General features: G+C 69.6%; 15 protein-coding genes. 4 read left to right on the forward strand and 11 right to left on the reverse strand.

Going from position 1 to position 21,772, the window contains the following annotated elements:
- Nucleotides 1–9: 9 nt before the first annotated feature.
- Complete coding sequence (locus Q664_RS57560; protein ID WP_043392998.1) at nucleotides 10–693, reverse strand: double-CXXCG motif protein; 684 nt, start codon at nucleotides 691–693, stop codon at nucleotides 10–12.
- Nucleotides 674–1,264, reverse strand: a complete 591-nt coding sequence (locus Q664_RS10515) for a hypothetical protein (RefSeq protein ID WP_043393000.1) — start codon at nucleotides 1,262–1,264, stop codon at nucleotides 674–676. The genes Q664_RS57560 and Q664_RS10515 overlap by 20 nt, the downstream gene beginning before the upstream one ends.
- Nucleotides 1,265–1,416: 152 nt before the next feature.
- Between Q664_RS10515 and Q664_RS10520 the strand changes: the two genes are divergently transcribed.
- The 3 genes from Q664_RS10520 (at nucleotide 1,417) to Q664_RS10530 (ending at nucleotide 4,441) form a co-directional block, all read left to right on the forward strand.
- A complete protein-coding gene (locus Q664_RS10520) occupies nucleotides 1,417–2,706 on the forward strand; it encodes a GTPase family protein (RefSeq protein WP_043393003.1) in 1,290 nt (429 codons plus the stop codon).
- Nucleotides 2,707–2,864: 158 nt separating this feature from the next.
- A complete protein-coding gene (locus tag Q664_RS10525; protein WP_043393005.1) occupies nucleotides 2,865–3,512 on the forward strand; it encodes a TetR/AcrR family transcriptional regulator in 648 nt (215 codons plus the stop codon).
- An 11-nt stretch (nucleotides 3,513–3,523) separates the two neighbouring features.
- Complete coding sequence (locus Q664_RS10530; RefSeq protein ID WP_052517936.1) at nucleotides 3,524–4,441, forward strand: sterol desaturase family protein; 918 nt, start codon at nucleotides 3,524–3,526, stop codon at nucleotides 4,439–4,441.
- On the opposite strand, the gene Q664_RS10535 is transcribed toward Q664_RS10530, so the two are convergent.
- A complete protein-coding gene (locus Q664_RS10535) occupies nucleotides 4,361–5,419 on the reverse strand; it encodes a hypothetical protein (protein ID WP_043393008.1) in 1,059 nt (352 codons plus the stop codon). The two genes, Q664_RS10530 and Q664_RS10535, sit on opposite strands and share 81 nt — an antisense overlap.
- Before the next feature lie 148 nt (nucleotides 5,420–5,567).
- Here Q664_RS10535 and Q664_RS10540 point away from each other — a divergent pair, with 148 nt between their 5' ends.
- On the forward strand, nucleotides 5,568–7,370 hold the full coding sequence (locus Q664_RS10540; protein ID WP_235216634.1) for a hypothetical protein: 1,803 nt from the start codon (nucleotides 5,568–5,570) through the stop codon (nucleotides 7,368–7,370).
- Nucleotides 7,371–7,445: 75 nt separating this feature from the next.
- Here Q664_RS10540 and Q664_RS10545 read toward each other — a convergent pair whose 3' ends face one another.
- The 8 genes from Q664_RS10545 to Q664_RS10580 all read right to left on the reverse strand — a co-directional run bounded on the left by Q664_RS10545 (nucleotide 7,446) and on the right by Q664_RS10580 (nucleotide 21,637).
- Entirely contained in the window at nucleotides 7,446–8,666 is a 1,221-nt protein-coding gene (locus tag Q664_RS10545) for a hypothetical protein (RefSeq protein ID WP_043393014.1), read from the reverse strand.
- 47 nt (nucleotides 8,667–8,713) lie between these two features.
- On the reverse strand, nucleotides 8,714–11,101 hold the full coding sequence (gene mxcH / locus Q664_RS10550; RefSeq protein WP_235216635.1) for a TonB-dependent siderophore myxochelin receptor MxcH: 2,388 nt from the start codon (nucleotides 11,099–11,101) through the stop codon (nucleotides 8,714–8,716).
- A 155-nt stretch (nucleotides 11,102–11,256) separates the two neighbouring features.
- Complete coding sequence (locus Q664_RS10555; protein WP_043393019.1) at nucleotides 11,257–12,633, reverse strand: class II 3-deoxy-7-phosphoheptulonate synthase; 1,377 nt, start codon at nucleotides 12,631–12,633, stop codon at nucleotides 11,257–11,259.
- 38 nt (nucleotides 12,634–12,671) lie between these two features.
- The gene (gene mxcG, locus Q664_RS10560) at nucleotides 12,672–16,982 is read right to left on the reverse strand and encodes a myxochelin non-ribosomal peptide synthetase MxcG (protein WP_043393022.1); all 4,311 of its coding nucleotides are present in this window, start codon (nucleotides 16,980–16,982) and stop codon (nucleotides 12,672–12,674) included.
- Nucleotides 16,983–17,007: 25 nt separating this feature from the next.
- Complete coding sequence (locus tag Q664_RS10565; RefSeq protein ID WP_043393025.1) at nucleotides 17,008–17,913, reverse strand: isochorismatase family protein; 906 nt, start codon at nucleotides 17,911–17,913, stop codon at nucleotides 17,008–17,010.
- A 13-nt stretch (nucleotides 17,914–17,926) separates the two neighbouring features.
- Nucleotides 17,927–19,567: a (2,3-dihydroxybenzoyl)adenylate synthase gene (locus Q664_RS10570; protein ID WP_043393028.1), complete on the reverse strand. Its 1,641-nt coding sequence runs from the start codon at nucleotides 19,565–19,567 to the stop codon at nucleotides 17,927–17,929.
- Nucleotides 19,564–20,802: an isochorismate synthase DhbC gene (dhbC, locus tag Q664_RS10575; protein ID WP_043393030.1), complete on the reverse strand. Its 1,239-nt coding sequence runs from the start codon at nucleotides 20,800–20,802 to the stop codon at nucleotides 19,564–19,566. The genes Q664_RS10570 and dhbC overlap by 4 nt, the downstream gene beginning before the upstream one ends.
- A 61-nt stretch (nucleotides 20,803–20,863) precedes the next feature.
- The gene (locus tag Q664_RS10580) at nucleotides 20,864–21,637 is read right to left on the reverse strand and encodes a 2,3-dihydro-2,3-dihydroxybenzoate dehydrogenase (protein WP_043393033.1); all 774 of its coding nucleotides are present in this window, start codon (nucleotides 21,635–21,637) and stop codon (nucleotides 20,864–20,866) included.
- Nucleotides 21,638–21,772 lie beyond the last annotated feature (135 nt).

The raw sequence follows: 21,772 nt of genomic DNA on the forward strand, positions 1-21,772 counted from the left end.
TTGCCCCGATTACGTGGGCAGGGGGGCGGGTCCGCGCTTGCCGGGATCCCACACGAACTGCTCGGTGGGCGTGAGCACCATGTTCGTCAGCCCATGCCGCTCCACGAAGGACTTGAAGCGCTCGGAGACGACGATTTCTCCCGGCATGCCGCGAGGGCGGAAGATGTCCTCTCCGCTCCACGTCTCCGGCTCCAGGACGAAGCCGTTGATGGCACTGATCCCCCCGGAACGGCACTCCGGGCAGGTGGGAGTCCTGTGCGTGCGGACACGGTTGAGCACCAGATCCACCGCCGCCCGGCCGAAACGGGACGAAACGACATGATAGCGAGGCACTTTGATGGGTTTGAGCGCCCGCTTTCCCCTGCGGCGCACCCGGACGACCTCCACGGGGTGAAAGCCCTCCAGCCCGGTGAGCCCCTCCGCCCGGAAGGCCTCGGCGAATCGCTCGGAGATGAGCAGGTCATACGCCGAGTTCTTGATGAAGTCCCCGAGTTCCTCTCCATGCAGTTCCAACTCGACCCGGTAGGGAGGAAGCCACTTCAACAGCCCGATGAAGGTGCCGCATTGTGGGCAGCGAGGAGCCTCCCCGAGGTTGACGGGCTCGACCGTGTCGACATCGGCATCGTAGCGGGACCTGAGTGCCCCCTCTGTCAGCACGAAGAAGCGCGGAGACTCAGAGGATTCGGAGACCATCGGGGAACCTCGCTAGCATCTCAGGGCGGCTGTAGATCTCGCGCAACTTGTCCATGAACGCCCCGGGTGTTGCATCGGGGGTCTTGTCGAGCCAGTCAACGACTTCATCGTCCACGTCGCGGTGCCACTGCTGATAGCCGCAGTGCGACTGCTCGTCCTTGGCCCGCGCCCTGAAACGCGGGTCCCGAGGTTTGTAGAGCCCCTTGAGAATGGGGTGCCGATCGAGCGCCTTGGCAATGGGCCGGGAGATGAGGTGGTGCTCCTGGCCCTTGCACTGGGGCGGCTCGGAGGATCCCAGCGCCTGGGACAAGGACTCCGCCGCCGCATGAAGCTCCCGCTGCTTCTGTTGCTTCTTCTCGTCTGCCTTCCCCGCCATCCGAGAGGACTGCTCCAGCGCCTCCAACTCGTCCTGAACCTCCACCAGTACCCGCGCGGCCCTCACCGCGTCGTCCGTGACGAGTGTCACGCACGCACTCACCATGCCGTGCTTGCAGTGACACACCGCCGACATCTCTCCGGGCGTGCAGACGACGAGCTGCGACAGCACCATCAACAGCAGACTCGAGAGCATCAGGCTTCTCCTTCAAGGGTTTTCGGACGTGTCTGCATGATGGGGGGGCGTGAGAGCCGCCTTCTTTACCAGGACTTCGCCGAAAAGAAGGATGGGTCCATTGCAGGGGACTCCCCTCCTCCGTATGTCATGTTCATCTCCGAGGAGCCCCCATGGCCGACCCCACCCAACCCACGTTCCTCGAAATCTCCGAGACGGTCCGCCGCCTCGAGGAGATGCTCGACCGCGTCCCGGATCCGCTCGCCCGGGACATCCGCCAGAAGATCACCCACCTGCGCGCCCTGCTGCTCGAACAGCGCTCGCCCAACCTCGTCCTCGTGGGCCGCCGCGGCGCCGGCAAGTCCTCCCTCATCAACGCCTTCTTCGGCGCCCGCGTCGCCGAGGTCGGTCACGTCAAATCCCAGACCGGCCAGGGCCGCTGGTTCGATGTCCAGGGCGAGCTCGGCACCCTCTCCATCCTCGACACACGCGGCCTCCAGGAGGGCTCCCGCCCCAAAGAGGCCGACGCCGCCGCTACCCCCTTCGACTCCATCCTCGCCGAGGTCCGCCGCAAGGCCCCCGACGCCCTCCTCTTCCTCATCAAGGCCTCCGAGGTCGACTCCGCCATCGACGCCGACCTCGATGTCCTCACGCAGCTCGCCTCCGCCGTCGAGCAGGCCCACGGCTTCCGCCCTCCCCTCATCGGCGTCGTCACCCACTGCGATCTGCTCGAGCCCAAGCGCACCGACCTCCACCTCTCCGACGCGCAGGACCCCGCCGAGCTCCAGGAGAAGCTCCGCCACGTCGAGGCCGCCGAGCGCCAGGTGCGCGACAAGCTCCGCTCCCGCCCCGAGCTGCGCGGCGAGCTCGTGAACGTCCTCGGCGTCTCCACCTACCTGTCCTGGCGCCCGGATGGGACGATCCGCTCGGATGAGCGATGGAGGCTGGGTGAGCTCGCCCAGGTGCTCTTTCGCGAGCTGCCCGAGCAGGGTCGGCTCGTCCTCGCCCGCGTGACGCGCGTGCGCTCCCTCCAGGAGGAGCTCGCCACCACCCTCACCCGTGCCATGGCCTCGCTCTGCATGGGCGTCGCCGCCGTCCCCCTCCCCGTCGCCGACATCATCCCCATCACCTCCGCCCAGCTCAGCCTCATCGCCGGCATCGGGTGGATCTCCGGCCGCCAGCTCGACCTCAAGGCCTCCGGGGAGTTCCTCACCGCCCTCGGCGTCAACGTGGGCGCCGCCTTCGCCCTGCGCGAGGCCGCCCGCGCCCTCGTCAAGTTCGTCTTCCCCGGCGCCGGCAATGTCGTCTCCGGCGCCGTCGCCTTCGCCGGCACGCTCGCCATCGGCACCGCCGCCCGCGCGTACTTCCTGCGCGGCGTGTCCGCCGAGGAGGCCCACCGGCTGTACCAGGCCACCCGCTCCTCCGCCGAGGCCCACCCCGAGCGCGCCCTGACCGAGGGCTGAACACAGGCCCTCGATACCCTCACCCCGTCCCTCTCCCGGGGGGCGAGGGGTGGGGGGCTCGCTCTCCTCCCTGGGGACACAGGGGCTCTTGGTTCTCGGTCAACTTGGAGAGTGAGCACTCACTTTCTTTTTAAAATCTCGGGCGCTACACTTCCTCCATGTCTGATTCGTCCCCGGGGCTGGAGGCGGCACCTCGCGTCCGGCGTACCCAGCAGGAGCGGCGGGACTCCACCCGCCTCAAGCTGCTCGAGGCCACCGTCGAGTGTCTCGTGGAGCTCGGCTATGCCCGCGCCACCACGCTCGCCGTGGCCCAGCGCGCCGGCATCTCCCACGGGGCCCTCTTCAAGCACTTCCCCACCAAGGCCGCCCTGCTCGGCGCCGCCGTCGAGCACCTCTTCCCGCGCATCATCGACGAGTACCGCTCCACCCTCGACGCCACCGTCCCCTCCCCCGGAGACCGCGTCGCCCAGGCGATCGAACGCCTCTGGTCCATCTACCAGCGCCCCGAGCTCCTCGCCGCCATCGAGCTGTACGTCGCCGCCCGCACGGATCCCGAGCTCGCCTCCGCGCTGAGCACCGTGGACCCGCCCCACCGCCGCCACCTCCACCGCGTCGCCCGCGAGCTCTTCCCCGACGTGGCCGCCACCCACCCCGGCTTCGACGCCATCATCGAGCTCATCCTCAACGCCGTGCAGGGCGCCGCCGTGGGCGGTGTCGCCCTCCCCGCCAATCCGGATCACCGGCGGATGCTCGCCCTGCTCGTCCAGCTCGCCCGCGGGGCGTTCTCCTCTCCACCCCCACCCTAGGGAGCCGCACCATGGCCGATCTCCAGTCCCTGGATCCCACCCAGCTCGCCACGCCGGCGTTCATCTTCCTCATGGGCGTGGAGATCCTCTGGCTCGCCCGGCACCGCCAGGAGGGCTACGCCGGCTACACCGTCAAGGACTCGGCGGCCAGCCTCACCATGGGCACCGTCTACTCCCTCATCTACATGCTCTGGAAGGGCGTGGAGTACGCCTTCTACTCCGTGCTCTACGAGCTCACGCCGCTGAGGATGGGCTCTGGGCTGCTGGCCTGGGTGCTGCTCTTCTTCGCCGAGGACCTCTGCTACTACTGGTTCCACCGCGTCCATCACGAGTCCCGCCTCTTCTGGGCCTCGCACGTGGTGCACCACTCCAGCGAGCACTACAACCTCTCCACCGCCCTGCGGCAGACGTGGACGCCCATGTCGGGTCTGCTCTTCTGGGCGCCCCTGCCGCTGCTCGGCTTCCACCCGGCCATGGTGCTCCTGGCCCATGCCATCAGCCTGCTCTACCAGTTCTGGATCCACACCGAGGCCATCGGCCGCATGGGGCCACTCGAGTGGGTGCTCAACACGCCCTCGCACCACCGCGTGCACCACGGCGCCAACCCGCGCTACCTGGACAAGAACTACGCGGGCATCCTCATCATCTGGGATCGGCTCTTCGGCACCTTCCAGGCGGAGGACGAGCGCCCCATCTACGGGCTCACCAAGAACATCCACACGTACAACCCGCTGCGCATCGCCTTCCACGAGTACGCGGCCATCCTGCGCGACGTGCTGCGCCCCAACCCGCTGCGCGTGCGCCTGGGGCTGGTGTTCCGCGGGCCGGGCTGGAAGCCGCCGGAGGCCTCAGTCCCGGCAACAGGCAATGGCGCCGTCCTGCGAGCGGAAGAAGGCGGTGGTCAGCTCCCGTCCCACCCAGGCGCATAGCACCTCGTAGGTCCGCCGCCGCGCGCCGCCCACGCGCGCGGGCTCGCGGATGAGCGACTCGGGGTGCCGGATGAAGACGTTGTAGCCGAGGATGAAGCCGTCCGAGCGCAGCACGGTGATGCCATCCGTGGCCATCATCCCGCGCAGCAGCTGCGCCGCCGAGCTCACCGCCGACGCCGCCTCCACCTCCCGCGTCTCGTGGTAGCGCATCACCCGCGCCACCATGTCGATGGGCTCCTCCAGCAACACGCCGTCCACGAACAGCGGCGAGCCCTCGCTCCTCCGGGGCAACACCGCCACCAGGGTGCCGTGCGAGGCCTGCATCGCCTCGAAGAGGACGCGCCGGTAGAAGTCCCGCGTGTAGCCGCGCGCCGGCTCCGGCACGTCCGCCGTCAGCCCCAGCGCCAGCTCGTCCATGGCCACCGTGGGCAGCGTCGACTCCACCCGCGCACCCGACAGGAAGACGTGCCGGTAGAGGCCGCCCATGGCCCTCAGCTCGATGACGTTCTCCGCGAGCTGCAACACCCCCACCATGCGCAACGAGCGGTCTCCCGCGCGGCGCATGCGCTCCAGCGGCGTCTCCACCAGCGGGAAGGGCTCCGTCCGGAACACCCCGTAGGCGAAGCCCTCCGGCACCAGCAGCATGTAGAGCGACCACCACCGCCCCTGCCCCAGCGGCGCGCACTGCTTGAGCGCCCGTTGGATCGTCTCCCGCGTCCGAGGCCCCCGGCCGATGGCCACCGGCTCCCGGCCCCCCAGCACCCGCAGCATCCCCTCCAGATCGTCCCCGAGGAACGCCACGGGGAAGAGCGGCTCGCCCTCCTCGCGGTAGCGCGAGAGCGTCACGATGAGCTCGCCGAGGGGATCTCCCACGTCCTCGGGGCTCAACCCCGTCTCATGGAGGAACGAACAGACCGCATCCGACAGCATGTGCCGGAAGGACAGGACCGGGGACTCTCCCGGAGCCAAAGTGCTCATGGACGCCCACACTGTAGCAGCCCTCGGGGGGGTTTGACGGATTGCTGTAATCCAAGAAAATTGGGACAATAGGGCTGCAAAGGGCTGTTGCCCCTGCACGGTCCCTACCCCCCCCGAGGTGGCTGTGAGTCAGCGAAGCGCAATCGCGGTGTTGGTCGATGGAGGCTCGCCCGCCGTGGTGCCGGGCAGGGCCATCGAAGTGGATGCCGGCGTGGCGCTGCCCGTGGCGTTCGGAGGACTGAGGAAGATCCTCCGGGCCTGCGAGGACGCGGCACCCGAGGCCGTGCGGCCCCTGGCGCTCCAGCGCCCGGCGGAGTGGAACCGGCTCTTCCCCGGCTCCATCCAGGGCGCGCCAGACTTGACGGACCTGGCGCTCACCCCGTCCGAGCGCCGGCTCCACCGCGAGTCCGAGCAGATGTTCTGGGTGCTCAACCTGGCGGCGCGCGCCATCGTGGAGACGCTGCGGGTGAGTGGACGGCCGCTCGTCATCCACGGCGCGGGCGAGTGCGATCTGGTCAGCCTGCGCGCGGTGATGCGCGCGGCCGAGTGGGGCCGGCTGGAGCAGTTGGAGGGCCGCATCCTGCTCACCGGCTGGAACGCGCGCCGGCCGCACTACGCGGCCTTCTTCGAGCAGCGGCGGAGGGACTTCCTGGGCTCGCTGTGCGAGCGCATGCGCACCACGCCGCCGGGGGGCGGAGTGGGCCCCGTGTCCGGCCGGGCGCTGGAGCCGGCGGTGGACCTGGAGGGCCGCTACCTGGGCGCCGTGGTGGACGACGACGCGCCGCTGGAGCACCGCATCGCCGCGGCGGTGCTCGCCATCCGCAGCTGCTTCTTCACCACCAACTACGAGGGCGCGATGCTCGCCGCCGAGCGCGGGCTGGCGCTGCTCGACGCGGCGGGGCCGGGACTCTCCACCGCGCGCGTGGCCGAGGGCTGGGACGCGCTCGACACGGGCTTCTCCACGCCGGCCATCGAGATCGACAAGAGCAGCCTGGGGGACGCGGAGGAGCTGCGCGTGCTCTTCGAGCGCGGCATCGGCGTGGTGCACGTCTTCACGGGCCAGCACGACGAGGCCCTGGAGGCGTTCGGCCGGGCGCTGGAGCGGAAGGCGCCGCCGGAGCGGCTGGCGCACATGCGCATGTTCCGGGCGCTCACGCGGACCAAGCGGCTGGCGCAGCTTCCGGATGCCCGCGCCGAGGTGGAGGCGGGAATCGCGCTGATGGCGGGGCTGGACACGCCGCTGCGCAAGCTGCACGAGGCGTGGCTGCGCAACGTGTACGCGCTCACGTACTTCCTGGAGAAGAAGCTGCCCCTGGCGCAGGAGCAGGAGAAGCTGGCCATGCGGTGCGTGGGAGACCTGCACGACGCGAGCGCCACGCACCTGAAGATCAACCTCATCTCCAACGCCAGCTACCTGCAGGAGACGGCGAGGAACTTCGCGGAGTCCATCGCCATCTGGAGGCGCTTCGAGAAGATCAGCGAGAACTGGGGCGCCAACTTCGCCAAGCACCACCGTTACCGGCTGGCCGCGCTGCAGATGGCCAATGGGGAGCGGGAGGCGGCCGTGGCCAGCTACACCGAGGCCTTCACGTGCGCTGGGGAGCTGGGAGATCCGCTGCACCAGCAGGTGATCGCCGCGGACCTGGGGCTGCACCTGCTGGGCACGGAGCCGGCCACCGCGGCGCAGTGGTTCTCACGGGCGGCGGAGCAGGCGCGGGTCATCGGAGATCCGCTGCGGGCGGCGCAGAGCCTCGCGGGACGGGCACTGGCCGAGGGCAGCGGGGATTGGACGGAGGCACTGCGCTGCGCCCAGGCGAGCACCACGACGCCAGCGGAGACGGAGCCGCTGGTACAGGCACTCTCACGCGGTGACGCCGAGGCCGTGCGCAAGGCCCTGCCCCGCGCGCGCAGCAAGCTCAACCGCCCCTTCGACGCGGTGAACCTCTACTGAGAAGAATGGGCCTGCTGTTCAGCCGAGCAGCGACCTCCCTGGCAACCAGGGAGGCCGTTGCCGGACCTGAAGGGCTCAGCGCAGCTGCACGAAGGAGAAGCTGACTCCGGGCAGGTTCGCCTTCACCGTTCCACTCTGATCCGTCAGATCGCGGAAGCTCGTCGCCGTCGAGCCGTTGGCGAACTCGGTGTAGAGCGTCCGGTCACCGGCTTCGTAGATGAAGGTGCTGCCCGTGGTCGCCGGCAGCCCAGCGACGGGCGTGGCCGTCAGGTTGTCGAACCGCAGCTGCCACCACTTCCACGCGGCCGCGCTCGCCACCGTCCGGGGGTGGACCCCCGCCGTCACCGAGTAGACGCCCTCATCGAGGACGCGCAGGTAGGCGGTCCCCTGGGGGCCGGGGAGCAGCGTGCCGACGGTGCCTCCGTTGGCGAGCGTGTTGAGCTCGACGTAGAAGGAAGAATCGAACTCGAGCGTCCGCGGGTCGAAGCGGAGCAGGCACGGCTTGGGCGTCTCGCCCCCGGCGACCCGGTACACCGCCGCGCCGTACACCTCCGTCGCGAGGTACAGCTTCCCATCAGGGCCCATGACCCCATCGCGCACGTAGCCGCAGCGATCGTCCTTCACGACCGTCGCCGTGTCGTTCCTCGTGTCGATGACGACGACACCCGCCTGCTTCGTGATGCCAATCCCCGCGGCCGGGCGCCAGCCCAGGGGCATGATCACCTGGTTCTCGAGGCGCACGGGCAGCGTCGCGAAGGTCTGGATCGCACCCTCGATGGCGATCCCGTTGAGGCTGATGCTCCCCGTGACCGTCATCTCCTTGGGATTCCAGATGATGGCCTTCGCGGTGCGGCCATCGAAGTAGTACGCCTTGCTCTCCGAGATGAATTGGAACTGGTGCTGGTACTCGCCGATCGACGCCACACCCTCGCCCGCGAAGCTCACGGTGGCGCCCGCCACCAGGCGGCCGTCATCCGTCAGGTTGTAGCGGGTGACGGTGGGACCCTCGTTTCCGGCCACGAAGAGCGCACCCGACTTCGGAATGCCCACCCCGAGCGAGCGCCCCGGAAGCTCGATGGCCTGATCCAACGACAGCGGCTCGGTGTGGTCCATCTTGTCCGTCAGGACGACGTAGCTCTGGGGATCATCGCTCGTGAGGACCTGCGTGGTGATGGCATACACCGGCCCCTCATTGTCCGGACCGGTGGGACCCGGCTTGTCGGGATCGCAGCCGGCGAACAGGGGAAGGGCGAGCGCCGTGACGGCGAGCGAACGAAGGGGAGTCGAGAGTCTCATGTGATTTGCCTTTCTGCTGTCTACAGTTGCAATGGCTGGCTACGGGCTCAGCCTCCGAAGTCCACCGTGAGTTTCGCGAAGAGGCTCCGCCCGGGGCGCTGGACGCCGTAGAAATCGAACGAGAGCGCATCGGTGAGGTTCTGCACGTCGATCGTCCAGCTCAGCGTGGTGGGCGCGTTGCGGATGACGTAGGTGAGGCCGATCGAGTGCAGGAGTTGGGAAGGAATCACCCGCTTGCCCTCCGCCTGTCCCAGTCTTTCCCAGGAGCGGAAGAAGGCGTGGACGTAGCGGGAGTGCCACGCGAGCGAGAGCTCGTCACCGGGACGCATCAGGTCCTTGAGCTGGAAACGAGCGCTGCCATAGGCCTGCAGGTAGGGACGGTTCGGAATGCGCTGCCCTTCGAAGGCACCAAAGCCGCCCTCGTTGGAGACATTGCGGAAGTCCTGCCAGGTGACATTGCCGTCGAGAACGAGGTACTGCCCCGGAGAGGTCCACCCGGCCGCGGCGGCGACCCCCAGGGAACGGGCCGCGTAGACGTTCTGCCAGATGAAGTAGTTCTCCTGCCCGATGAGGAGGAAGAGCTGATCCGCGAAACGCCCGAAGCCCGTCACGTTGGCCCGGAAGTCCCCCGCCGGCGTCCGCCAGGACTCCAGCTCGAGCCCGAGGTTGAGGTTGTGGCTGGTCTCGGGCTTCAACGCGAGGTTCTCCTCGGTGAGCACCCCATCGCCGAAGAGCTCGTCCGGACGCGGCAGGCGCGTGGCCCACTCGTAGGAGGCCTTCGCGTAGAGCGCCTGGGAGAGGCGGAAACGGGTGCTGTTGCCCACCCCCACGCCATGCGTGTCCTGATCGCTCCGCGCGAAGCTCCCGCCCGGCTGGAGCTTCTCCGCGCGCGCGAGCTGAACGTAGTCCTTGAAGAAGGCGATGTTCTCCAGGCGCCCGTCGAGCGCATCGAGCTCGTATTCGAGGCCACCCACCAGGGAGAACAGGTTGCGCTCGCCCATGAGCGGATCCGGCTCGTTACGGGCTCGCATGCGGAGGTCCTCGCCACTCCGGACCACGACGGTGGGGGCCACCGCGAGGCGGAACGTGTGGAGGGCGGAGAGGTTCCACTCCAGGTTGAGCCGTGCGAAACCCGTGTGCTGATCCACGTACCGCTCGACGGCCCGGGACTCGATCTCTCCCGGCTGCGGGAGCTTCAGGAGGCACCGGCCGAACCAGTCGTAGGCGCACTCCCCCACGTCCGTGAAGCGCGTCTTGCGCAAGGTGTAGCCAGCGACCGCGTCCACCGAGAGCCGCTCGAGGAAGGTCCGCTCGAACCGGAGGGAGGCGCCACCCGAGGCCTCCCCCTGGTCCACCTCGCCATAGGGCACGGTCATGGTGGGGTTGTGCTGGAGCTCCTTCTCGAACCCGCTGCCGAAGACGCGCAAGAGCAGGCGCCGGGCCCAGGGCCGATCCACGAAGCCCATCTCCACCCCCGCCCCCCGGGTCCGGTAGGCATCATGGAAGCGATGGATGCGCGTGGGCACGAGCCGCCCCTGTGAGTCGGCGGCCTGGACGTTGATGCGATAGTCATTGCTGGTGTCGTCCAGGAAGCCGTTGGCCCGGACGAGGAACCCGGTGGGCCCATGGAGGTGCCGGACACCCGCCGTGAGGCGATGCGTGTCGAAGGACCCGAGCTCGTAGGACGCGGCAGCGCCCGTCCCATACACCGAGCGGTCGGTGAGGAGTTGGACCGCGCCCCCCAACGCATCGGTCCCGAAGCGGATGGGGACGACACCCTGGTAGAGCTCCACGCGCTCGACGAGGTTGACGGGGACGTTGGCCAGCACTGGCCCGAAGCCCGCCAGTTCCAGCGGAATGCCATCGATGAAGAACCGGATCTGATCATCCGTGAGCCCGGCGAGCGAGAAGCGCGCGCGGCTGCCGAGCCCTCCCGAGCGGCGCACCCCCACGCCCTCGGTGCGCGCCAGGGCCTCGCCCAGATCGGCGGTCTCCCGCTGGAGGCGCTCCGTCTCGACCACCTTCACCGACGCGGCGGACTGGCGGCGGCGCTCCGCCTCGGTCTCGCCCTGGACGCTGATCTCGATGGGCCCCAGCTCCTCGGGACTGGACGCGGGTTCCTTCGGGCTCTGCTGGGGCAGGCGGAATTCATAGACGTAGACGAGCCGCGAGGGCTTCACCACCCCATCGCGCCTCGCCGGCTCGAAGCGGAAGCGGAGGGCCGCCTCTCGCGCCGCCTCGTCGAAACCATGCCCCACCGGCTCCATCACCTCGGCCTCGGTGACCTGGCCCTGGGTGTCGATCCGCAGGCGGAGCCGCACCCGCGCCTCGAGGCCCGCGCTCTTCGCCTGGGCCGGGTAGTCCGCCTCGACGAAATCCAGCAGCTTCGGCTGCACCACCACCGGCGCTGGCGCCACCACCGGCGCTGGCGCCACCGCGGCCTCACCCGCCCCCTCGGACGGAAGCTCTTGCGCCTGAGCCCCCCTGACGACGAGAAGCCACGTGTAAAAGATTATGAAAATGGTTCGCATTCTCATTTTCACAAGGCGTCTAGCCCTTGAGGGGCCGCGTCGTCAAGGAGGAACTCGGATCAGGCCGCCCGGGCCTCCTGGGGAAGGCGCTCGGCGCGGAGCTTCTCGGCCACCATGAAGGCGAGCTGCAGCGCCTGGTCGGCGTTGAGCCGGGGATCGCAGTGCGTGTGGTACCGGCTGGAGAGGTCGTCCTCGGTCACCGCCCGGGCCCCCCCCAGACACTCGGTGACGTTCTGTCCGGTCATCTCCAGGTGCAGGCCACCGGGATGGACGCCTTCCGCCTCGGCCACCAGGGTGAAGGTCTTCACCTCCGACAGGATGCGGTCGAAGGGCCGGGTCTTGTAGCCGTTGCCCGCCTTCTGCGTGTTGCCATGCATGGGATCACTCGACCAGACCACGGGGCGGCCATCGCGCCGGGTGGCGGCCATCAGCCGGGGCAGACACTCGGCGGCCTTGTCCGCGCCGAAACGGCCGATGAGCGTCAGCCGTCCAGGAATGCCCTTGGGGTTCAGGATGTCGATCAGCCGCAACAGCTCGTCGGGCTCCATGGTCGGGCCGCACTTGAGGCCGATGGGATTCTGGATGCCGCGCACGAACTCCACATGGCCCCCATCGGGCTGGCGGGTCCGCTCGCCAATCCACAGCATGTGGGCCGAAGCGTCGAACCACTCGCCCGACACGGGGTCCGCGCGGGTCATGGTCTCCTCGAAGTTCAGGAGCAGGGCCTCGTGGCTGGTGAAGAGATCCACCGGGACCGGCGAGGACTGCGGCTCGGGGTGCACATGGAGGGCGCTCATGAAGGTCAGGGACTCGAAGATCTGATCCGCCAGCCGGCGGTAGCGCTCTCCCTGGGGGCTACCCGCGACGAAGTCGAGCGTCCACCGGTGGAGGTTGCAGAGGTCCGCGTAGCCGCTCTGCGCGTAGGAGCGCAGGAGGTTCAGCGTGGCCGAGGACTGGTGATAGGCCTTGATCAACCGCTTCGGATCGGGCGTGCGCTCGGCCGGATCGAACTCCATGCCGTTGATGTTGTCGCCGCGGTAGGCAGGCAGGGTGACACCGCCGATGGTCTCGACGGCGCTGGAGCGGGGCTTGGCGAACTGGCCGGCGATGCGGCCCACCTTCACCACCGGGCGTCCGCCCGCGAAGGTGAGCACCACCGCCATCTGGAGGATGAGCCGGAAGGTGTCGCGGATGTTGTCGGCGGTGAACTCCTTGAAGCTCTCCGCGCAATCACCGCCCTGCAACAGGAAGGCCTTGCCTTGGGAAACCAGGCCGAGCGCGGTGGTCAGGCGGCGCGTCTCCGCCGCGAACACCAGGGAAGGCAGACGCGACAGCTCCTCCTCGACGCGGGCGAGCGCTCGAGGATCGGGGTAGTCCTCGGGCATGTGCCTGACAGGCATCTCCCGCCAGGAACGGGGGGTCCAGTTTCGGGTCATCACGGTAGGGCTCTTCGAGATGGGGGGAATGGAAGGGATCAGGGAGCGGGCAACAGCCCCTGCTCCACGCAGGAATCCAGGTAGCGGAACAGAAGCTGGCGGTCGGCGGGCGGGCAGGAGATGCCGGTCCCCGCGAGCGCTCGAGTCAAACGTTCGCAGCGGGTGGGCCCCAGGCCGAAGGTGGGCTCCGAGGAGCCCGAGCGCAGCTCGAAGAACGCCAGCGTGGCCTTGTGCGCCGCGCCGTCCTTGCTTTCCGCCACGCGGGCGCACCACTCGGGGACCGGAAGCAGCTCCACCGGGTAGCCGTAGTCACGGACCTGGCGGAACAGCTCGCTCAGCCGCACCTCCGGCGCGGGCGTGAGGTTGAACACCGCACCGGGCTGGGGCACCAACGAGAGCCGGACGAGCGCCCGCGCCACGTAGTCCACCGGCGTCCACGCCTCGCTCACGTCGAGCTGGGGCAACGCCCCCGCGGGGATGCCGGCCAACAGGATGCGCCAGACGAGATCCTGCGGATTGATGGTGCCGGTACCGGGAGCGCCCACGACCCGCCCCAGCCGGTAGACAGACACCGGCAGGCCGCGCTCCGCTGCCTGTTGCACCAGCCGCTCGGCGATCCACTTGCTCTGCTGATAACCATCGCGCAGCCCCGCGTGGGCTGGCACGAACTCCTCGGGAACCTCGGGGGCGAGATTCGCCGGCGGAGCCACCGCCAGGGTGGAGACGTAGTGCAACGGCTTGGGCCGCACGGCGGCGGCCAACCGGAGCAGCTCGCGAGTCCCATGCACATTGACGGCCCGCAGGCTGCCGTACTCGCGCACGACGCTGACCACCGCGGCGTTGTGGTAGATGGCATCGCACTCGGCGGCCAGTCCGTGGAAGCGCGCGGAACCCAGCCCCAGCCAGGGCTGGGTCAGATCGGCCGGCAGTGCCAGCACCCGCTCGGCGAGGCCCGTGTCCGGGAGCCGCCAGGCCTTCATGGCCGCGCGAATCCGCTCCATCGCATGCGCCTCATCACGGGCACGCACGGGGCAGACCACCCGCGCATCCGTCTGGCGCAACAACTGGTCGAGCAGATACGCGCCAACGAAGCCGGTGGCACCGGTCAGCAGGACCTGCCGCGGTGCCCAGGCGTCCGTCCCCTGCCCCTTCCCCACCTGGCGGGGAACGATCTCCTCGGGGAGCTCGGCATCCACGAGCATGGCGGGCGTGAGACCGCCACCGTCCGAGCCGGACTCCGCGCCACGCTCGAGCGCCTGCGCCAGCGCGGCGGCGGTGGGGTAACGGAACACCGTGGCCACGGGCACCTCGCGGCCCAGCGCGACGCCGAGCCGGTTGGCCACCTGGATGCCCTGGAGCGACTGGCCTCCGAGCTCGAAGAAGTCGTCCTGCGCCGACACCCCGCTCACGCCCAGCACCTGCTCCCAGGCGTTCAACACCACGCGCTCGAGCTCCGTAGCCGCGGTGGTCACCGAAGCGGACTCACCGGCGGGTGACACGTGACGCAGCGCGGCCCGATCGAGCTTGCCCGTGCTGGTCCGAGGCAACCGCTCGGTGAACACGAAGGCACTGGGGACCATGGGCGCTGGCAGCTCGGACAGGAGGAACCGGCGCAGCTCCGCCGCCGAGGGAACAGGCTCGGCCGCGACGATGTGCGCGCACAGCCGCCGCGAGCCTCCGGGCAGCACCTGCCCGACCACGGCGGCCTCGCGCACCCCCGGGTGACCGAGCAGCGTGGTCTCGACCTCGGCCGGGTCTATCCGGTGGCCGCTGATCTTGAACTCGTCATCCACGCGGCCGGCGAACACCAACTGCCCATCCCCGCGAAGCCGGACCTTGTCACCGGTGCGGTAGGCGCGTGGGCTGCCGGGCAGGGCCTCGAGGGGGATGAAGCGCGCCGCATCCCGCTCCGGACGGCCCAGGTAGCCTCGCGCCAGAGCACCGCCCAGCAGGTAGAGCTCTCCCTCTGTGCCCGGAGCGGCGAGCCGGCCATGCGAGTCGAGGACCGCCGCGCGCACGCCGGGAAGCGGGCAGCCGATGGGCACCTCCTCGTGGGTGGACGCGGTGCTGGTGCCACCGCTGAGCGTGGCGGCGGTGGCCACCACGGTGGCCTCGGTGGGGCCATAGGTGTTGAGCAACAGCACCTCGGGCCCCACGGCGGCGCGCCAGCGTGCGACACGCTCGGGCAGCGCGGCCTCGCCTCCGATGATCACCAGTCGGAGGGAGGAAGGAAGGCGGGCCGCGTCCGTCGAGACGCTGTAGGCCAGCTCGTGCCAGAACGCCGTGGGCAGGTCCAACACGGTGATGCCATGCGCCGCGCAGGCCCCGAGCAACCGCGGCACCGACTGGAGCATCTCATCGGTGCGCAGCACCAGCCTCGCGCCCGCGCACAGGGTGAGGAAGATCTCCTCGACGCTGGCGTCGAAGTGCAGCGGCGCGAACTGAAGCATCCGGTCCTCGCGGTTCACGCCGTAGCGCTGCGTCGCCCCCGCCACGAAGTGGGCCAGCGCGCCCCGGGAGATCTGCACCCCGTTGGGCTGACCGGTCGAGCCGGACGTGTAGATGACATAGGCCAGCTGCTCGTCCGCCTTCCGTGGCGCCTCACCGGACACACGGGGGGTGGCCTTCTCATTCCTGCTCACGGCCAGATGACCCGGCGCCACCGGGCCGGCACCGGGCGTCGCGCCCTGGGAAGAGGTGATGATCAACCCGGGCGCGGCATCCTCGAGGATCGCGGTGGTCCGGGACGAGGGGCCGAAGGGATCGATCGGCAGGTAACCGGCCCCGGAGAACAGCACGCCCAGGCTCGCGACGATCGCATCGATTCCTCGCGGAACCATCACCGCCACGGGAGTGTCGGCCTCGACACCCGCCGCGACGAGCCGGCCCGCCAGCGTGTGGGAAGCCTCGAGCAGCTCGCGGTAGCTCAGCCGGTGCGGGCCGTGCTCCACCGCGATCGCGTCGGGATGCGCGTGGGCTTGCTCGGTGATCAGATTCAGGACCGGACGCGCGGGCACGGGGAGTGGCCCGCCATCGAGAATGGACGAGAGCGGGCTGGAGCGGCCCACCGCCTTCTCGGGCGCGGCGACCCACGACTCCAGGAGCTGGAGGAACTCGCGTTGATGGGAGTCCAGTGTATCGGCGCTGTAGCAGACCGGGTTGGCGTCGAAGTCGATTCGCGGTCCGCCGCCGTCGGACCTGGCGTACAGGCCGATCGACAGATCCTCGACCGGGCCCGCGGAGAGGTTGTGCGCGATGGCCGGCATGCCCGCGAAGCGCAGCGCGTAGTCGAACGGCATGATGTTGACCACCGGGCCGAACAGCCGGCGCTGCCCACCGACCAGCCGCAGATCCCGCCGGAGCTGCTCGTAGCGGTAGCGCAGATGGGGCCTCACGGTGCGGAGCTCCGAGGCCACCTCGCGGGCCAGGTCGATCAACCCGGCCCCCGGACGCACCGAGATGCGCAAGGGCACGATGTTCATCGCCATGCACGGCACTCGCAGCGCGGCCGAGCCCAGCCGCGACATCACCGGCAGGCCGAGCACCACCTCCGGCGCATCGGTCCGCCGGTGCAGCCAGGCCGCCGTGGCCGCGAGCACGAGATCCGACCAGCCCAGGTTCGCCTGGCGCGCGGCCGCCTGCAGCCGCTCCATGTCACCGGGTGACAGGTGGCGCGTCTGCCGCACGAAGCTGGCCGACATGGGCGCGGGCTCCGCGAGGCCCACCGGGGTGGGCCGGTCGGCGAAACGCTCCGTCCAGAAGGTCCGGTCGAGCTCGAACTGCGGGCCGGCCCGGTAGGCCGCGTCCTCGTCCAGCACGGCACGCAGCGAGCCGAAGCCGCCCGTGACAGGCCGTCCCGCGGCCCGCGCGGTGTAGAGCTCGGCCACCCGCCTCGCCATCAGCGAGAAGCCAAAACCATCCAGGGCGATGTGGTGGGCCCGCTGGTACCAGAAGTACCGGTCGGGCGCGGCCTTGAACAGCGCCTGCGCGAAGAGGGGTCCCTGGCTGAGATCCACGGGCCGCGCCAGGTCGTCGCGCATCCACGCCCGCGCGGCCTCCCACGGATCCGGAGTCCCGCTCAGATCGGCCACATGAAGTGTCCAGTCCTGTCGCGGCTCGAGGAGTTGCACGGGCCGCTCCCCTTCCGTCACGAAGCGAGCGTGCAGCACCTCGGCCTCCGAGACGGCCTGCCGCACCGCGGCCTCGAAGAGCGCCGGGTCGACGGGACCGCGGATCTCGATGCATTCACCGGCGTTGTACACCGGGCTCGTGCGGTCGAACTGTTGGCCCAGCCAGATTCCGTGCTGGGCCGCTGACAGAGGCCAGCGGACATTCTGTGGATCGTGCATCGCTCGGGACTCCGTGTACCGCGGACTACGAAACGTGATGGGAAGGACGCTGGGGGGCCGCCGGGGACAGCAGCGCGTACCAGTCGGTCAGGGTCGGGCGCTCGGCGAGCTCCACGAAGGAGATCTCCGCTCCGGTGCGCCGCCAGCGCTCGACCAGGCTCATGAGCCGGATCGAATCGAGCCCCCGCTCCAGCAGGTTCTCGTCGTCACCGATGGAGGCCGCCTCCTGGAGCAGCTCGGCGACATCCGAGCGCACCTGCTGGCGGCTCAGGAGACCGTCTTCCCTCGAGGCCACGGGCCGCAGCACATCGATGACCTGCTGGGTGGTGGTGGTGACGGCGCACAGCTTCGCCGCGTAGTTCAGCGCCAGCATGTGCTGCTCGCGCGAGAAGTCGCCCAGCGCATCGGCGACCAGGAAGGCCTTCACATCGTGCATGAAGGCGTGGCTGGCGGTCTGCAGACAGCCGATGTGGGCGTAGATGCCGGTGATGATCAACTGGTCGCGCCCGCGCTCACGCAGCATCTCCAGCAGCCCGGTCTTGACGAACGCGCTATAGCGCCACTTGGTGAGGAGGATGTCGCCCTCGCTCGGGGTGAGCGCGTCGATGATCTGCTTCTGGTCCGGACCGCCGTTGATGCCCGGCCCCCACAGGTCCAGCTGCAGGCCCCGCTGCTCGGGCGTCTGGCCGCCGGGCTGGGCCGAGTACACCACGGGGATTCCCAGCGAGGCACAGTGCTGCCGCAGCCGCTGGATGTTGGCGATCAACTCCGGCACCGGGGACTGCCCGGCGGTGAAGGCGTTGACGAAGTAGCGCTGCATGTCGTGGATCAGCAGCACGGCGCGCTGGGGATCCGGCGTCCACGAGACCTTGTTCTTGGGAAGGTCGGCCGTGCCGGGCATGGAATAGGGGGCAATGGCGGGGAGTGCCATGAAGTGACTCCTTTCAGGGGGTGGAGGCGGTATTCCGCCGGGTGAGCGTTTCGCGCAGGGCCTTCTTGCTGACCTTCCCGACTCCCGTTTTCGGGAACGCGTCGACGAACTCGACCCGGTCGGGAATCTTGAAGGCGGCCAGTCCGCGCTCGCGCAGGAAGGTGGTGAGCGCCGTGGTGGGCGGCGGTGCTTCGCGGGGAATGACGAACGCGCAGGTGCGCTCGCCGAGGAACGGATCCGGGATGGCGACCACCGCCGCGTCGTGGACGGCGGGATGGGCCAGCAGGTGGTTCTCGATCTCCTCGGCCGCGACCTTGTCGCCGCCCCGGTTGATCTGATCCTTCTCGCGGCCCTCCACCACCAGGTAGCCCTCGGGCGTCACCCGCACCACGTCTCCGGTGCTGTAGAAGCCGTCGGGGGTGAACGCCCGCACGTTGTGCGTCTCGGCCTTGTAGTAGCCACGGATGGTGTAGGGGCCGCGCGTCAGGAGCAGGCCCGTTTCACCGGGAGCGACCTCGCGGCCGTCCTCGTCCACCACCCGGATCTCATCATCCGGGGAGATCGGCCTGCCCTGGGTGCTGACGATGATCTCCTCGGGGTCATCCAGCCGGGTGTAGTTGACCAGACCCTCGGCCATTCCGAAGACCTGCTGCAGCGTGCACCCGAGCGTGGGGCGCACCCGCCGCGCGGCCTCCTCGCTGAACTTCGCCCCACCCACCTGCAACACCCGCAGGCTCGACAGGTCGTGCCGCCGGGCCGCTGCGGCCTCCAGCCAGATCATCGCCAGCGGAGGCACCAGCGCGGCGATGGTGACGCGCTCCTTCTCGATCAGCGGGAACGCCACGTCGGGGCTGGGATACGGCGACAGCACCGCCGTGCCTCCCGCGTACAGCGTGCCGAGCACCCCCGGCGAGCTGAGCGGGAAGTTGTGCGCGGCGGGAAGCACGCACAGGTACACGCTCGACCCATCGAGCTGGCAGATCTCCACGCTGCCACGCAGGCTGTAGATGTAGTCGTCGTGCGTCCTCGGAATGAGCTTGGGGATGCCGGTGCTGCCACCCGACAGTTGGAAGAACGCCACGTCACTGGGGCTCGGCCCCTGCAGCTCGACTGGCTCGGCGTACAAACTGCTCAACGAGGTGAACGGACCGGCCTCACCTGCGACGAGCACGTGCCGCAGACCCGGCACCCTGTCGCGGACCTGCTCGGCCAGCGTGCGGTAGTCGAATCCCCCGTGCTTGTCCGGGATGATGTAGGCGGCCGCCTCGGTGAACGCGCAGAAGTAGCTGATCTCCGCGCTCCGGTGCGCGGGCAGCGCGAACACCGGCAACGCGCCCAGCCGGAACAGCGCGAAGATGACCTCGAAGAACTCGGCGATGTTGGGCAGTTGCACCACCACCCGGTCCCTCGGCTTGATTCCCAGTGCCTGGAGCCCGGCGGCCAGCCGGTCCGCCCGCTCGTCGAGCTCGCGGTAGCTCCAGCGCTGGGCCCCGGCGACGAGCGCCGTGCGCGCACCGTGGCGCCGGGCCCGATCGCGCAGCAGCTGTCCGAAGGTCTCGCCGCACCAGTAGCCGGCCCGCCGGTAGCGCCTGGCGAACTCCTCGGGCCACATGGGGCAGCCCGGAAGTGGAACGGTTTCCAGAGGCGCCGTCATCGCTGCACCTCGACGCCCTGCCCCAGCCCCATCGCCTGGAGCATGGTGCGGAACTTGGCCTCGGTCTCGGCCAGCTCGGACTCGGGCTTCGAGCCCGCCACGATTCCCGCCCCCGCGAACAGCCGCAGCGAGTTCTCGCCGGCCTCGGCGCAGCGGATGGTCACGGCCCACTGGCCGTCACCATTCGCGTCGCACCACCCCACCGTGCCCGTGTAGAAGCCCCGCTCGAAGGGCTCGATCGAACCGATCGCCTCGTGGGCCAGCTCGGCCGGGTAGCCACACACCGCCGGCGTGGGATGCATCGCCACGGCCAGCGTCAGCGACGAGATGGACGGATCCAACAGCTCACCGCTGATCCGGGTCGACAGGTGCCACAGCGTCGGCGTGCTGACGAGCGACGGCTCCTTGGGCACCACCAGGTTCTTGCAGTACGGACGCAGGGCCTCCGCGACCGAGTCGATCACCACGGCATGCTCGTGGAGATCCTTGGGCGACACCCGCAGCGCGGCGGCCCGCTCCTGATCCTCGACGGGGTCCGCGCTCCGGGGAGTCGTACCCGCCAGCGGGTTGGCCACCACCTGGAACCCCGAGCGGGAGACCAGCAGCTCGGGACTGGCGCCAATCAGCGTGCGCCGCCCCGCTTCGGGCGCGGAGCCCTTCAGCGGGGGCAGGTCCACCGCGAAGGTGTAGCCCGAGGGATTGCGCCGGGCCAGGTTGCGCAGCAACTGGCGCAGGTCGATCGGCGTGGCGGTGCTGAGCTGGAGCGCACGGGACAGCACCACCTTGCGCAGCGGCCCGCTTCCCATCAGCTCCAGCGCCCGGCTCACACCGTTGAGATACGCCGCGGGCTCGGGCACCGGCTGGACCGTGTAGCGCTCGGCCAGCGGGCGCTGCGCGGGAACGTCCGAGCCGAACTCGAGCGGCCCCGCGCGCTGGAGCGTCATGGGCACCACCAGCTGGGCGGGAATCGAGCTGTCGAAGGGCACCGCGCCAACGGCCACGGGGATGTCGTGGTCGGCCTCGCGGGCCTCGTTGAGCACCGCCGCCACGCGCTCGGGCAGGCGCGCCAGCGCGTTGGTGCCTCCGTTGGTGCCTCCGGAGTGCGGCACCGTGGCGAACGTGCCCCTCGCCAACAGCGTCCGCTTGGGCGAGGCGAAGAAGAACGACGAGCCCGCCTCGTAGCTCTCGAGCAACTGCGCCGCCAGCATCCGCGACGCACAGGAGTTTCCGACCATCTCAATCACCTCTTGAAATTGAAAATGACAACCAATCGCAGAATCTGGAGACACCGAGGCGCTACGCGCCCAGGGTCGCGCCCCCGTCGACACAGAGGTCATGGAGGGTGATGTGGCGGGCGCGGTCCGAGACGAGGAACGCCACCGCCTCGGCGATATCGGCCGGGGTGGCGATCCGGCGCAGCGGGATGCCCACGCGGAAGGTCTCGGGCGAGCCGGCGATCACCGCCTGGGCGCCGTTATCGTCGGCCCAGAGCGCGCGCTGCATGGCCGTGTCGGTGGAGCCGGGGGAGACCACGTTGCAGCGGATGCCGTGCTGGGCCAGCTCGAGCCCCAGGCACTTGGTGAACATGGTGGAAGCGGCCTTGGAGGCGGCATAGGCGGCCATCTGCATGCGGGGCACGCCCGCGGCGTTCGAGCCGACGGTGACGATGGAGCCCGACTGGCGCGGCACCATGCGGCGGGCGACGGCGCGGGAGACGTGGAAGACGCCGTGGGTGTTGACCGCGAAGGTGGCCGCCCAGTCCTCATCGCTGAGCGACACGACCGGGGACATCCGCAGCACGCCGGCCACGTTGACCAGGATGCCGATCGGCCCCAGCTCGCGCTCGATCCGCTCGACCGCCGCTTCCACCGCGGCGCTATCACTCACATCGGCCGGGAAGGCGGCGGCGCGGCAGCCGCGCTCGCGCAACTCCGCGACCAGGGAGGACAGTCCCTCCTCCCGCCTGTCGAGCGCCGCGATCGACGCCTCGCCGGCCAGCGCCCGTGCCACGGCCGCACCGATGCCCTGCGCGGCCCCGGTGACCAGGGCCACTCTGGTGGTTGTTCCCATGTGCTCCCTCCCACGGCCCGGAACGCCCGGTCCGCGCGAGCTTCAGAAGTTGAGAATGGTTATCATTATCATTCTCTTGCCGCTGTGGTGCCATGCCCAGCACTCCGAGTCAAGGGGTATTCCTCGCAAGTCATG

Source organism: Archangium violaceum Cb vi76, assembly GCF_000733295.1.
GTDB classification, from domain to species: Bacteria; Myxococcota; Myxococcia; order Myxococcales; family Myxococcaceae; genus Archangium; species Archangium violaceum.

What these genes read in the sequence shown, in the direction of transcription:
- Q664_RS57560 (WP_043392998.1), bottom strand. Translation starts at nt 693, where the DNA reads ATGGTCTCCGAATCCTCTGAGTCTCCGCGCTTCTTCGTGCTGACAGAG.
- Q664_RS10515 (WP_043393000.1), bottom strand. Translation starts at nt 1,264, where the DNA reads ATGCTCTCGAGTCTGCTGTTGATGGTGCTGTCGCAGCTCGTCGTCTGC.
- Q664_RS10520 (WP_043393003.1), top strand. Translation starts at nt 1,417, where the DNA reads ATGGCCGACCCCACCCAACCCACGTTCCTCGAAATCTCCGAGACGGTC.
- Q664_RS10525 (WP_043393005.1), top strand. Translation starts at nt 2,865, where the DNA reads ATGTCTGATTCGTCCCCGGGGCTGGAGGCGGCACCTCGCGTCCGGCGT.
- Q664_RS10530 (WP_052517936.1), top strand. Translation starts at nt 3,524, where the DNA reads ATGGCCGATCTCCAGTCCCTGGATCCCACCCAGCTCGCCACGCCGGCG.
- Q664_RS10535 (WP_043393008.1), bottom strand. Translation starts at nt 5,419, where the DNA reads ATGAGCACTTTGGCTCCGGGAGAGTCCCCGGTCCTGTCCTTCCGGCAC.
- Q664_RS10545 (WP_043393014.1), bottom strand. Translation starts at nt 8,666, where the DNA reads ATGAGACTCTCGACTCCCCTTCGTTCGCTCGCCGTCACGGCGCTCGCC.
- Q664_RS10555 (WP_043393019.1), bottom strand. Translation starts at nt 12,633, where the DNA reads ATGACCCGAAACTGGACCCCCCGTTCCTGGCGGGAGATGCCTGTCAGG.
- mxcG (WP_043393022.1), bottom strand. Translation starts at nt 16,982, where the DNA reads ATGCACGATCCACAGAATGTCCGCTGGCCTCTGTCAGCGGCCCAGCAC.
- Q664_RS10565 (WP_043393025.1), bottom strand. Translation starts at nt 17,913, where the DNA reads ATGGCACTCCCCGCCATTGCCCCCTATTCCATGCCCGGCACGGCCGAC.
- Q664_RS10570 (WP_043393028.1), bottom strand. Translation starts at nt 19,567, where the DNA reads ATGACGGCGCCTCTGGAAACCGTTCCACTTCCGGGCTGCCCCATGTGG.
- dhbC (WP_043393030.1), bottom strand. Translation starts at nt 20,802, where the DNA reads ATGGTCGGAAACTCCTGTGCGTCGCGGATGCTGGCGGCGCAGTTGCTC.
- Q664_RS10580 (WP_043393033.1), bottom strand. Translation starts at nt 21,637, where the DNA reads ATGGGAACAACCACCAGAGTGGCCCTGGTCACCGGGGCCGCGCAGGGC.